Here is a 12,303-nt window from a genome sequence, read left to right as displayed (position 1 = left end):
GAACCCGTGAACTCGGGGCCGCCCGTCGAGGAGGTACGCCGCAGGCTAACCCGAAGGTCATGCCGTGAACAAAGGTCGAGCCAGATTGATGCCGGGAAGCGTGATCTTCCCTGGAACACGCCACCGGAGCCGCGCACGACGAAGCCCGCCGTCCCGCTGTCGCGAGGTGAAAGTGCTCGCGAGAGCGGGACGGCGGGCTCGACGACCTGGTGCGGGATCAGGCGGTCGGCGGGACGGCGGCTCAGGCCACCGAAGGGTCGAGCAGACCGGCGCGCAGCCGCTTGATGATGCGGCTGATCAGTCGCGACACATGCATCTGGGAGATGCCGATGACCTCACCGATCTCCGCCTGGGTCCGCTCCTCGACGAACCGCAGATGGATGATGAGCCGCTCGCGCTCGTCGAGTTCGGCGATGAGGGGGGTCAGGGAGTGGAGGTCGTCCACGAGCTCCAGCGCCCGGTCGTCCTCGCCGATGAAGTCGGCCAGGACGGTCTCGCCCTGCGAGTCGCCGTCGGAGGTCATGGCCGCGTCGAGCGATGAGGAGTTGTAGCAGTTCGCCGCCTTGCGGGCCTCGATGACCTCTGCCTCGGGCAGCGACATGAGCTGCGACAACTCGGCGGTCGTGGGCGTACGCCCCAGACGCGTCCGCAGTTCCTCCGTGGCTTTCGCCAGCTCGACCCGGGCCTCCTGCAGACGGCGCGGCACATGGACGGCCCAGCTCGTGTCGCGGAAGAACCGCTTGATCTCGCCGACGATGTAGGGGACGGCGAAGGAGGTGAACTCGACCTCGCGGGCCAGCTCGAACCGGTCGATGGCCTTGATGAGCCCGATCGTGCCGACCTGGACGATGTCCTCCATCGAGTCGCCCCGGCCGCGGAACCGGGAGGCCGCGTACCGGACGAGGGACAGGTTCATCTCGATCAGGGTGTTGCGCGCGTACTGGTATTCGTGCGTGCCTTCCTCCAGCACGGCCAGGCGGTCGAAGAACTGTCGGGACAGATCGCGAGCGTCCTTCGGCTTGATCAGCGACGGTTCGTCGATGAGAGGGAGTGCCGTCTCGTCGACCGTCTGCGTCCGCTGTGCCGTGGCCGTTGCTACGCCTGCCGTCACGGCTGTCATGCCGTCCACCCCACTCGTCGCCGCTGATGTGTCAAAGCCCGCATGCCCTGCTTCAGGGCGCCCACTCCCTCTGAGAGGTAAGAGAAGGCAGGCGCCGGGAGGATCTGGCCGGAAGTCGCCCCTTTGTTCCCTCTTCTGAGGGGGTTTCGGGCGGGCGGCGACCATGGACGAGGCCTGGCCGGAGCCGTGGCGGGGCGGGAATCCCGCCGACACGTCGTGTGGTCGATTTCGAGAAGCGGTGTTTTCCCTCGGCGAGCACGGGCAAGCGGAATTTCGTGCTTCGGACCGGAGGCACGTCCGTGGGAGCGAGTAGGTGTGAGCTCCGGGGGCCTCCGGGCGGCTCGGGCGACCCCACTCCTCCTGCGGCATTCCCCCGCAAGCCAATGTTCAGGAGCGAATCCGTATGCCTAGCGATTTGTCTATAAATCGACCTGACAAGCCCGTGAGCACAGAGACGGCCGTCCGGCCGGACTCATCCGCCCGGCCGTCCACCCGTGCGAAGCACCCGTCCACCCACGCGAAGCACTCGCACGACGACGCCCCTGACGCCGCGGCCGCGTTCGCCCGGCTCGCCGAACTGGCGGACGGGCCCGAGCGGGACGCCGTACGCGGCGAACTGGTGACGGCGTGGCTGCCCATGGCCCACCGGATCGCCGGCCGCTTCCGCGACCGGGGCGAGTCGGTCGAGGACCTGCGCCAGGTCGCGGCCATGGGGCTGGTGAAGGCGGTCGACCGGTACGACCCCTCGCGCGGGGCGTTCGAGAGTTACGCCGTGCCCACCATCACCGGTGAGGTGAAGCGGCACTTCCGGGACCGGATGTGGGCGCTGAGAGTGCCCCGCCGGGTCCAGGAACTGCGCAACAAGGTGCGGCTGGCCCGTCGGGATCTCACGTTGAATCCCGGGGCCCCGGAGCCGACGGTGGCCGAGATCGCGGCGCACACGGGCCTGACGGAGGACGAGGTCGGGGCGGGGATGGAGGCGATGGAGAGCTTCAGCACGCTGTCCCTGGACGCCGAACTCGCCTCCGCGGACGACAACTACAGCCTCGCGGACACCCTGGGCGACGTGGATTCCTCGTACGAGCTGGTCGTCGACCGGGAGGCTGCCAGGGAAGGACTGCGCCGGCTGCCCGAACGCGAGCGGGCCATCCTGTACATGCGTTTCTTCGAGGACATGACGCAGACGCGCATCGCCGATGTGCTCGGCATCTCCCAGATGCACGTCTCACGTCTCATCAGCCGCAGCTGCGCGCGCGTGAGGGACGAGGCGATGGGCGGGCAGCAGCCGGGTGCCGGGCGCCCCGATGGCGACGTACGGACCGATGCCGACGGACGTGACAGGGCCGCGTGACGCGGAGAACCGAGGAGGCCGAGGAGGCCGAGGAGTGAGCCCGATGCTGATGCCCCATCCCGAGGCCCTGCGCAGGCTCGTGGACGAGTACGAGGCGCTGATCGACCCCGAGGGCGAGGCCGGCGCCGTGGCGAAACCGGACCAGCGGGTGCGGGACCTCGCCTACACGCTCTGTGTGTCGACCGGCACGCGTGACGTGAGGCGCGCACTGGAGCGGGCACGCCGCCATCTCACGGACGCCCGGCAGCCCGTGGCGCCGCTGTTCCCGCGGCCTCCTGGCGCGGGCGGGACCGAGGTGCGTGACGGCGGGGAAGCCGTCACCAGGTGAACCCCGAGGGCCGGGCGCGCAGACGTGCGACCGGCCCTCGGGGCGCGCGACGACGCCCCGGACACGTTCGACGAAGACTCGGACACGTTTATGGAACGCCAGTGCGACGGCGTATTGTGGCCCCGGGGTGGCACCGGTGGACCTGATGGGCAGCACGGACGGATCGTTGTCCGTGTCGAGGTCCCGCAGCGGTGGGCCGCCCCGGCCGAGTCGGCCGACGGCCGGCTTCACGCCCGGAGCCCACGAGACCCGGGCCGGGTGGTGGCGGATTGCCCAGACCCCCCGGCTCCTACCCCCGAAGACTGGTGGGGCGGCATGACGACGACGGCCACCGAGGACGCCCCCTTCGTCCATCCCGCGCTCTTCTACCGCGGTGACCAGGAGTACGTGGCCGGGACGGTGCCCTTCCTCCTGGAGGGACTGGCCGAGTCGGAGCCCGTCGCGGTGGCCGCCCCCGTCCCGCGGCTGGAACTGATCGCGGCGGCGCTGGGAACAGCGGCCGAGGCCGTGCACTTCGTCGACATGACCAGAGCCGGCCGGAACCCCGGCCGCATCATCCCGTCCGTCCTGCGGGCCTTCGCCGACGCCCGGCGCGGCGGCCACGTGCGCATCATCGGGGAACCGATCTGGTCCGGCCGCACCGCCACGGAGTATCCGGCCTGCGTCCAGCACGAGGCTCTGATCAACGCGGCGTTCCGCGGCCGGGACGTGACCATCCTCTGTCCGTACGACGCACGGTCGCTGCCGGACGACGTCATTGCCGACGCCCACGCCACACACCCGCTGCTCATCACCGCGGGCCACCGGTCGGTCAGCGGCGCCTACGACCCGGTGAAGGTGCTCGACCGCTACAACGAACCGCTGCGGTGTCCGCCCGGGGCGGCGACGTTCCGGTTCGACGCCGAAGCCCTGCCGGTCACCCGGGACTTCGCGCTCCAGGAGGCGCGGGAGCGGGGGATGGGAGTGGTCCGCCTCCAGGATCTGGCGCTGGTCGTGGCGGAGTTGACCACGAACAGTGTGGTGCACGCCGGCGGCAGGGGAACGCTGCGGCTGTGGGCGGAGAGCGAGCAGATCGTCTGTGAGGTCCAGGACACCGGCCGGCTGACGGACCCGCTCGTGGGCCGCCGCCCGGCACCCCCCGACCAACTCGGCGGCCGGGGACTCCTCCTCGTTCACCATCTGTCGGATCTGGTCCGTGTGCACACCGATGAGCACGGCACGACGATCCGCAGCTACGTGGCGCGCGTATAGAGCACGCGTACGTGGCCCGCGCATAAAGCACGCGGGAAGGCCCTTTCGGTGAAATCGTTGCGAATGCCAGTCCGTCGGCAGGGTATTTGCTGCCCGTGGAGCATGACGGGCGGCGGATGTCCGGCCCTGGTACTCCACCCGGCCTCACACGAGACGGAATGCACACGGGACGGAAGGAGCGGCGTGGTCACCGACAGAATCTGGTCGTACGCGGGGGACAGCGGGCACACGGAGGGGCAGCGGCTCACGGGGTTCACGGTGGTGGCGTCCGACGGCACGATCGGGCATGTGGACCGGCAGGCCGACGACTCGGGCCTGCGCCATCTGATCGTCGACACCGGAGCCTGGCTGTTCGGCAGCAGTGTGCTGATACCCGTGGGCGTCGTCGCCGCCGTCGACGCCGGGGCCGAGGAGGTCAGGGTGGCGTGCACCGAGGAGGAGATCAAGGCCGCGCCGCGGTTCAAGACCGATCGCGAGACGCTGGACCCCGAGTACCTCGCCGGTGTCGGCGACTACTACCGGACTCTGCCTCCACGGCGGGCGGCCGCGCCCTGACCCGGCACGACGGTCGGGGGATTCGCACCCATGGTCGTGCGCTCAGTGGGAAGACGGTTGTGGACGGACCCGTTCTGGGAGCCGGCATCGAGCGAGCAGATCTCAGGGGCACGACGGATATGGACCGAATCGACACGACTGCCTTCGCGCCGCCCGACCGCATGTCCGGTGGGACGTCGATGACGGCCGTTCCGATCACCACCGCGGCGATGGCCCGTGCCCACGTCCGCGCCGTGGTGCTGGAGCAGTGGAACACCCCGTCCCGCAGGGCGACGGAGACCGCTGTCATCGATCTCCTGCTGGTCGTCTCGGAGTTGGCCGCGAACGCCGTCCGGCACGGGGGCGGGCTGGTCGGCGTCGAGGTGACGTCCACGCGTGAGGGCGTGGGGCTGGCCGTGCACGACAACAGTGACGTCGTCCCCGCCGCCGCCTTCGGCCCGGGCGGCCTTCCCCCGGTGCATCACGGCAACGGCTACGGCTGGCCGCTGATCATCCGGCTGGCACGCGACATCGCCATCGAAAGGCGTCCGGGAGGCGGCAAGACGATCCGCGTCCTGGTGCCGCTCCAGACCATGCCGTAGGGGAACGCCGGGAACCTCACCACGGCATGAACACGTGGATGTCCTTGCCCTTCTCGGTCGGCACCACACTCACCTGGTCGCACAGCGTATGGATCAGATGCCATCCCACGCCCCCGTCGTTCCGGCCGGGACGGAAGGGACGAGGCGCAGGTGGTGTGGTACTGGTGTCGTGCATCGTTACGTGTACACCGTCGAACGTGCGCCGCATGTGCAGCGTGAACGGGCCCGGCGCGTACTGCACCGCGTTGGCGGCCAGTTCCGTGACGACCAGCAGGATGTCGTCCCAGCGCTCGGGCTCCGCCGGCGGCGAGGCACGCGTGAGCGCAAGAAGGAACGCCTCCGCGGCGAGTCGTGAGGCCGTCACGTCGGACGGTTCGCCGGCGAATTCGGTGGTCTGGGTGTAAGTCTCCTCAGAAGGCAGTTTGTCGTCCCAACGCGGCTCGGTCGCCATCATGGCTTCCCCTCAGCCCATTCCCTGTGGGGCTGTGGCGCTTGCTTTGCTTCCACCGTTGCTGCTTCCCGGAGGCAAAGGGCTTACTCGTCCGGTTCCGGTGACGATGGCGGGGACTCCGGAATGCGGTGGTCTGCAGGGATTCCGCTGTGGTGGGCGGGTACCACGATCGGCCCGGGTCATGGGCGTCTGATCCGGCCGGGCCGGGGCACTCGTCGGGTGGGAGCGGGATCTGAACCCGCTCCGGAAACCGCAGAGAGGGGAATCCATGCTCGGCATGGCAGCGGCCGTCCTGTTCCTCATCGCGTTCCTGATCAATGCCGCGGAGATCTCGACCAACGATGTCTTCACCTCGACCAATGTGATGCTGATAGGGCTGATCGTGCTGGCCCTGCACCTCGCCGGGGTCGGCAGTGGCCTGGCGAGCAGGGGCCGCCGAAGGTGACATACGGAGGGCGGTCCCGTATCCCTCAGATCCAGGTGTCGAGCCACATTCTCGAATGCCAGTCGGAATACGGGATCGTCGTGCCGGTGTAGATCGGGAAGAAGTAGATGAAGTTCCAGACGATGAGCAGTACGAGGACACCCGCGCTCATCGCCCCCACGGCCCGGCGTCTCTCACTCGACCCCGGCGGCCCCAGCATCGCGCCCACCAACATCGCGACGGCCAGGCACAGATACGGCACGAAGGCGACCGCGTAGAAGGAGAAGGTCGTACGGTCCTGGTACTGGAACCACGGCAGGTAGCCGGCACCCACCGCGCACAGGACGGCGCCCGCACGCCAGTCGCGACGCAGCGCCCACCGGTAGAGCAGATAGAGGATCGCGAAGCACGCCGACCACCACAGCAGCGGTGTGCCCAGCGCGAGGATGGCCTGTGAGCAGCCGGACGCGGTGCGGCAGCCGTCCTGCGTGAAGTCCGTCTCGTACGAGTACGCCACCGGCCGTCCGAGGACCAGCCAGCTCCACGGGTTCGACTCGTAGCGGTGCCAGGAGCCCAGCCCGACGTTGAACTCGTAGACCCCGTACTCGTAGTGCCACAGGCTGCGCAGGGGGGCGGGGATCCACGACCACGGGCCGCCCCGGCCGTCCGCCCAGTGCCGGCCGTAGCCCTTGTCGGACAGGAACCAGCCGGTCCAGGTCATCAGATACGTGACCAGGGCGACCGGCGCGAGGGACAGCGCGGACCAGCCGAGGTCCTTGCGCAGCACCGAAAGATACGGGCGGCGTGCCCCGGCGACGCGGCGGGAGCCGACGTCCCACAGCACGGTCAGGACCATGAAGAACGCCAGTACGTAGAGGCCGTTCCACTTGCTCGCGGCGGCCAGGCCCAGCAGGGCGCCGGCCGCGATCCGCCACGGCCGTACGCCCGTCCCCGCGTGCTCGCCGGTGTGTTGATGCGGACCCGCGAAGCCGTCCGCGTCCACCGGCAGGGCTTGGGCGAGGCGGGCCCGTGCCCGGTCCCGGTCGACCAGCAGGCACCCGAACGCGGCCAGGACGAAGAACATGACGACGAGGTCGAGCAGGGCGATACGGCTCATCACGAAGTGCAGGCCGTCCACCGCCAGCAGCAGCCCGGCCAGACAGCCCAGCGCCGTCGAACGGAACAGCCGGCGGCCTATTCGGCACAGCATCAGCACCGACAGCGTGCCGAGCACCGCCGTCATGAAACGCCAGCCGAAGGGGTTCAGGCCGAACATCCACTCGCCGAGGGCGATCACCCACTTGCCCATCGGCGGGTGCGCCACGAAGGTCCCGGTGTCGGACAGCGGGATCACCTGAGGGTCCGCCAGGATCTGCGGGTCGACGGTCTTGCGGTCCGGCCACGTTCCCTCGTAGCCGAGTCTCAGCAACGCCCAGGCGTCCTTGGCGTAGTACGTCTCGTCGAAGGCGACGGACCGCGGCCGGCCGAGGTGCCAGAAGCGGATCGCTCCGGCGAGGACGGCGACGAGGACCGGACCGATCCAGCCCATCGCCTTCATGACGCGGTAGGTCAGTGCCGGGCTGAGGCCCAGGGCCTCGCCGACACGCGTGCCGGGCTCCGGGAAGGGCGGGACCAGAAGGTCGCGGGTGTCCGTCCGTGGGCGTCCGGTGTAGCCGAACCGGCGCAGCCGCCTCGCCCAGGGAGGGGAATCCGTCTTCGGGTGGGCGTCGGCGTCGGCGCCCACCTGCGCCGCGATGTCACTGGTCACCGGGTCATCGTAGGGAACGGATGTTCAGCTCATGCGTTTTCGGCCACCGACCTCACCGGCCGGGGTCAGGGAGACCCGGTGTGTGGTGCGGTCGAACAGCGGGGTGCCCAGCGCGCGCACCGCGCTTGACACGGAGGAACGTCCGCCAACACGCCTCTGTGCCCGCCGTGCGTGACGGCGGGCACAGAGATGTGCGACAGAAGGTGCGTCCGGGTGCCTGCCCGGGCGGTGGCCGGTCCTAGTCGGTCACGTCCGTGACTTTCCAGCGCTGGTTGGCGCCGGAGTTGGGCGTCCACAGTGTGACGGCGGCTCCGTCGTTCGTGGCCTGGCCGCCGACCTCCAGAAGCCGTCCGGTGGCGGCGTTGACGAGGGTCCAGGTGCCGTCGCCGGTCGTCGACATGATCCACTGGGTGGCCCTGTCGCGCGGGCCGGAGTCGGCCTCCAGGACGGGGGAGCCGTCACGGACCGCCAGGCGCTTGCCCTCCACCGGGTTGGTGAAGACGTACCGCTGCCGGTTGCCGGTGTCCCCGGAGATCTGCCGCAGCTTCCACTCCTGGCCGGCCGCGTCTCCCGCCGAGGTCCTGATGACGAGGCCCGTGCCGTTGTCGGCGACGGTGAGTGCCTTGCCGCTCTGGACGCCGGTCAGCTCGTAGCTGTGGCCCTTCCGCAGCTCGGCCGCGTCCTTCGCGACACCCGAGACACCCTTGACGACGAAGGAGGTCACGGACTGCGCGGGCACGGTGAAGGTGGCCTTGCGGTCACTGACCTTGACGGCCCTGTGGCGTTCGAGCTTGCCGTCGGCGCTGGTCACGACCGGGGTGACGGTGGCGCTGCGGCTGACCTTGCCGAACTTCGACAGGTCGACCGTGACCGCGCGGGCGTCGGCGGTGCTGTTGACGTGGACGACGGTGGCGCCGTTGCCCTTCTTGGAGACGGCGGCGGCGCTGGAGGTGTCGTCGGTCTTGATCAGCCGGTCACCGGGCTTGATGTAGTGCGTGAAGTTGCGGGCCGTGTCGAACTTCGTGTTCGTGTAGATCGGGCACGACTTGAGGGTGTCCTTCGAGGTGCAGCTGAACGGGAGCTGGATACTGCCCCAGTTGCCGCCCTTGGCCGACTCGCCGCCCGGCTTCATGTTGTCGTAGTCCTCGACGGGCTGCCAGAACACCCAGGCCTTGGGCTCCAGTTCACGCAGGTCGTCGACGATGCGCTGGGCGAGACCGAGGCCCGGCCGCATGTCCGTGAAGCTCTGGCCGTCACCCCAGTCGCCCTCGACCTCGCTCTGCCACAGCGGTTTGTCGGCCGCCTTGGCCAGGTCACGTACGGTGGTGCGCTGACCGGTGCCGTAGGTGTGGACGTTCATCTGGCCGACGAGGTCCCGCACTTCCTGCGGGTAGGTGTTCCAGTTCGTCGAGAAGATGGACGGGTTGGTCTCGTCCATCGCGGAGATCTCCGCCTTGGTCTTCGCCTTCTTCAGCGCCGGGGCCAGGGCTTTGATGACCTTCTGCTGGAGCTCGGGGCCGATGTGCGCCCCTTCCTGGCGGCCTCCGACGGGCTCGCCGTCGGCGCCCAGGCGGGTGCTCCAGTAGTTGGTGTTGGGCTCGTTGAACGGGTCGATCGTGTCGACCTTGATGCCCTCGGCCTTCTCGAGACGCTTGGTCGCCCCCGCCATGTAGGCGGCGAAGTCGTCGACCGACTCGGTCTTGAGCTGGTCGTCGGTGGCGTTGAACCCGCCGGAGACATAGCCGCTCTTCGTCATGAACCACGGCGGGGAGTTGCTGAACGTCTCCCAGTGGTCGATGTCGTTCTTGATGCGGTCGACCCACCAGCGCTGGGTCGCGTCGGCGTTCTTGTTCCAGTCCGCCGGGTCGTCGGCGCTCCACCAGTCGGTGTCCTCGCGGGTGGTGCCGTCCGGGGCCTTCCACCAGCCCTCGACCGCGCCGCCGGGGCGCAGGTAGTCCTTGACGTCCGGGGCGTTGCCACCGCCGATGTTGTAGCGGGCGATGTTGAGCGCCAGGCCGTCGTCACCGAAGAGGAGCTTGGCGAGCTTCTCGCGTATCTCCTTGGGGTAGTCGCCGGTGGCGTTGGCGAACCAGACCAGGCTGGTGCCCCAGCCCTCGAACTTCTGCTGCTCGTACGAGGGGTCGGGCCGCACGGTCACGGCGGCGGTGTCGGCCGCTGTGACCTGTGCGGTGGACGACGGGGCGGAGACCAGGGCGGCCCCGGTGGCCAGGGCGGTGAGGCCGGCGGCTCCGAGGAGCCGTCTGTTGCGGGTGCGGCGTGCCATCGTGTGCTCCCAACTGCGGTGGTGGTCGCTGCGGTTGACCCCCCGCCCGTCGGGCAGGAGGGATGGCCCTCGAACGGATGCGGCGACGTTCGAGGAGTCGGCGGTGTGCGGGTGCGTGGGTCAGGTGGCGGGCTGCCGCACCACGGCGACGTCCCTCGGCCCGAGGACGAGAGCGCCCTCGGCGTCGGTGTCACCGACCAGGACCTCACCCGAGAGGCCGGTCAGCGGCACGCTCTCGTCGGTCCGGTTGACCAGGAACAGGAAACGGCCGTCGGGCCCGCGGCGTACGGTCTGCTCGACCGAACCCCGTGCGTCGGCGGGCAGTTCGCTCCGGACGCCGGCCGGGCCGAGCAGCTCCGGCAGCAGACCGGCCAGCCCCTCGACGCCGAGCCGGGTGGAGACGTACGAGGCCGAACCCTGCCCCGCCGCACGGCGGGTGACGGCGGGCATGCCCGCGTACGTACCGGTGCTGTAGTGGGCCAGCACCTCAACCGCCGGGTCGGTGACGGTGATCCGGTCGGTCCACAGGGTGCCCGTGCCGGCGCCGTCCAGGCCGACGCTGTCACCGTCGAGCAGCGGTCCGAACTCCTCGATTCGGATGCCGAGGAGGTCGCGCAGCGCTCCGGGGTGGCCGCCGAGCCAGATGTGGTCGTTCTCGTCGACGACACCGGAGAAGTACGTGGTGACCAGGTGGCCGCCGGTCTCGGCGTACCGCGTCAGCTCCTTGGCCAGGGGCGCCGGGATCACGTGCAGCACGGGTGCGATCAGCACGTCGTAGCGGCCGAGGTCGGCCGTGGTGGTGACGACGTCGGCCCGGACGCCGAGGGCGAGGAGGGCGGAGTACCAGTCCAGCGCCTCCTGGCGGTAGTCGAGCAGGGCGGTCGGGTGCGAGTCCTGCTCGCTCGCCCACCACGACTCCCAGTCGAAGACGATCCCGACCCGGGAGGGCTCGCGCTCGGTGCCCGCGATCGGCGCCAGCGTCCTGAGGGTCTGGCCGAGGGCGGTGACCGCGCGGAAGACCTCGCTGTCGGCACCGGCGTGCGGCACCATCGCGGAGTGGTACTTCTCGGCGCCGGCCGCGGACTGGCGCCACTGGAAGTAGCACACGGCGTCGGCGCCGTGCGCGACGTGCAGCAGCGAGTCGCGGGCCAGGTCGCCGGGCCGCTTGGCCACGTTGACGGGCTGCCAGTTGACGGCGCTGGTGGAGTGCTCCATCAGGAACCACGGACGGCCGCTCGCGATACCGCTGGTGAGGTTCGCGGAGAACGACAGCTCGTCGCGGTCCTGCGGGCCCGGATGGACGTAGTGGTCGTTGGAGACGAAGTCGATCTCGCCCGCCCAGTCCGGGTAGTTCATGCCCTTGGTGTTGCCCATCACCATGAAGTTGGTGGTGACCGGCACGCCCGGCGTGATCTCCCGCAGCACGTCCCGCTCCGCGCGCAGGTACTCCTTCAGCGCGTCGGAGGAGAAGCGCTTGAAGTCCAGTTGCTGAGTCGGGTTCGGGTGGGAGGCGGCCAGCCGCGGCGGCAGGATCTGCTCCCAGTCGCTGTAGCGCTGCGACCAGAAGGCCGTGCCCCAGGCGTGGTTGAGGGCGTCGAGGGTGGTGTACCGGTCGCGCAGCCAGTCGCGGAAGGCACGGGCCGCGTCGTCCGAGAAGTCGTAGATGTTGTGGCAGCCCAGCTCGTTGGAGATGTGCCAGGCCACGAGCGCGGGATGGTCCGCGTACCGCTCGGCCATCTTCCGCACCAGGCGCAGCGCGTGGTCGCGGAAGACGGGCGAGGTGGGCCGCCAGTGCTGCCGCGCCCCCGGCCACACCGTCTCACCGGAGGCGGTCACCGGAAGGATCTCCGGGTGCGCCGTGGTGAGCCAGGGCGGCGGGGACGCGGTGGCGGTGGCCAGGTCGACCCCGATGCCGCCCGCGTGCAACAGGCCCATGATCTCGTCGAGCCAGCCGAAGTCCCACTGGTCCTGGGCCGGCTGGATGCGGGCCCAGGAGAAGATCCCCACGGAGACCAGGTTGACGCCGGCCTCACGCATCAGCCGTACGTCCTCCTCCCACACCTCGCGAGGCCACTGCTCGGGGTTGTAGTCGGCGCCGTACGCGAGGCGTGGGGTGGAGTCACCGTCCGGCCCGTTCAGCTGGGACAGGAGGGTGGAGATCATCGTGGTCCTTCCGGTGTGGCACAGGGG

12 protein-coding genes are annotated in these 12,303 nt (G+C 69.8%); 6 read left to right on the top strand and 6 right to left on the bottom strand.

Annotated elements, in window-relative coordinates:
* Window positions 1-241 precede the first annotated feature (241 nt).
* Entirely contained in the window at window positions 242-1,120 is an 879-nt protein-coding gene (locus tag ACH4YP_RS41100; RefSeq protein ID WP_398496260.1) for an RNA polymerase sigma factor SigF, read from the bottom strand.
* A 403-nt stretch (window positions 1,121-1,523) separates the two neighbouring features.
* On the opposite strand from ACH4YP_RS41100, the gene ACH4YP_RS41095 reads away from it, so the two are divergent.
* From ACH4YP_RS41095 to ACH4YP_RS41075, 5 genes are all read left to right on the top strand, one after another.
* Window positions 1,524-2,471, top strand: a complete 948-nt coding sequence (locus tag ACH4YP_RS41095; RefSeq protein ID WP_398496258.1) for a SigB/SigF/SigG family RNA polymerase sigma factor — start codon at window positions 1,524-1,526, stop codon at window positions 2,469-2,471.
* A gap of 43 nt (window positions 2,472-2,514) precedes the next feature.
* Window positions 2,515-2,799, top strand: coding sequence for a DUF5133 domain-containing protein (locus ACH4YP_RS41090; RefSeq protein WP_398496256.1), 285 nt, complete (start codon window positions 2,515-2,517; stop codon window positions 2,797-2,799).
* Between the two features lie 315 nt (window positions 2,800-3,114).
* A complete protein-coding gene (locus tag ACH4YP_RS41085) occupies window positions 3,115-4,050 on the top strand; it encodes an anti-sigma factor RsbA family regulatory protein (protein ID WP_398496254.1) in 936 nt (311 codons plus the stop codon).
* A 183-nt stretch (window positions 4,051-4,233) separates the two neighbouring features.
* Window positions 4,234-4,605: a PRC-barrel domain containing protein gene (locus ACH4YP_RS41080; RefSeq protein WP_398496253.1), complete on the top strand. Its 372-nt coding sequence runs from the start codon at window positions 4,234-4,236 to the stop codon at window positions 4,603-4,605.
* Window positions 4,606-4,724: 119 nt separating this feature from the next.
* Window positions 4,725-5,186: an ATP-binding protein gene (locus ACH4YP_RS41075; RefSeq protein WP_398496251.1), complete on the top strand. Its 462-nt coding sequence runs from the start codon at window positions 4,725-4,727 to the stop codon at window positions 5,184-5,186.
* A gap of 16 nt (window positions 5,187-5,202) precedes the next feature.
* Here ACH4YP_RS41075 and ACH4YP_RS41070 read toward each other — a convergent pair whose 3' ends face one another.
* Window positions 5,203-5,637: an ATP-binding protein gene (locus tag ACH4YP_RS41070; RefSeq protein WP_398496285.1), complete on the bottom strand. Its 435-nt coding sequence runs from the start codon at window positions 5,635-5,637 to the stop codon at window positions 5,203-5,205.
* Between the two features lie 268 nt (window positions 5,638-5,905).
* Between ACH4YP_RS41070 and ACH4YP_RS41065 the strand changes: the two genes are divergently transcribed.
* A complete protein-coding gene (locus ACH4YP_RS41065) occupies window positions 5,906-6,082 on the top strand; it encodes a hypothetical protein (protein ID WP_398496249.1) in 177 nt (58 codons plus the stop codon).
* A gap of 25 nt (window positions 6,083-6,107) precedes the next feature.
* Here ACH4YP_RS41065 and ACH4YP_RS41060 read toward each other — a convergent pair whose 3' ends face one another.
* From ACH4YP_RS41060 to ACH4YP_RS41045, 4 genes are all read right to left on the bottom strand, one after another.
* Window positions 6,108-7,829, bottom strand: coding sequence for a dolichyl-phosphate-mannose--protein mannosyltransferase (locus ACH4YP_RS41060; protein WP_398496247.1), 1,722 nt, complete (start codon window positions 7,827-7,829; stop codon window positions 6,108-6,110).
* A gap of 24 nt (window positions 7,830-7,853) precedes the next feature.
* Window positions 7,854-7,961 (bottom strand): LysR family transcriptional regulator, encoded by a 108-nt coding sequence (locus ACH4YP_RS41055; RefSeq protein ID WP_361071429.1) that lies wholly within the window; start codon window positions 7,959-7,961, stop codon window positions 7,854-7,856.
* A gap of 106 nt (window positions 7,962-8,067) precedes the next feature.
* Window positions 8,068-10,113, bottom strand: a complete 2,046-nt coding sequence (locus ACH4YP_RS41050) for a glycoside hydrolase (RefSeq protein ID WP_361071426.1) — start codon at window positions 10,111-10,113, stop codon at window positions 8,068-8,070.
* A 120-nt stretch (window positions 10,114-10,233) separates the two neighbouring features.
* The gene (locus tag ACH4YP_RS41045; protein WP_361071423.1) at window positions 10,234-12,276 is read right to left on the bottom strand and encodes a beta-galactosidase; all 2,043 of its coding nucleotides are present in this window, start codon (window positions 12,274-12,276) and stop codon (window positions 10,234-10,236) included.
* Between the last annotated feature and the right edge of the window lie 27 nt (window positions 12,277-12,303).

This window comes from Streptomyces sp. NPDC020747 (genome assembly GCF_044334695.1).
Taxonomy (GTDB): domain Bacteria; phylum Actinomycetota; class Actinomycetes; order Streptomycetales; family Streptomycetaceae; genus Streptomyces.
The sequence above is the reverse complement of the archived record's forward strand: the minus strand, read 5'-3'. Positions and strand labels throughout refer to the sequence as shown.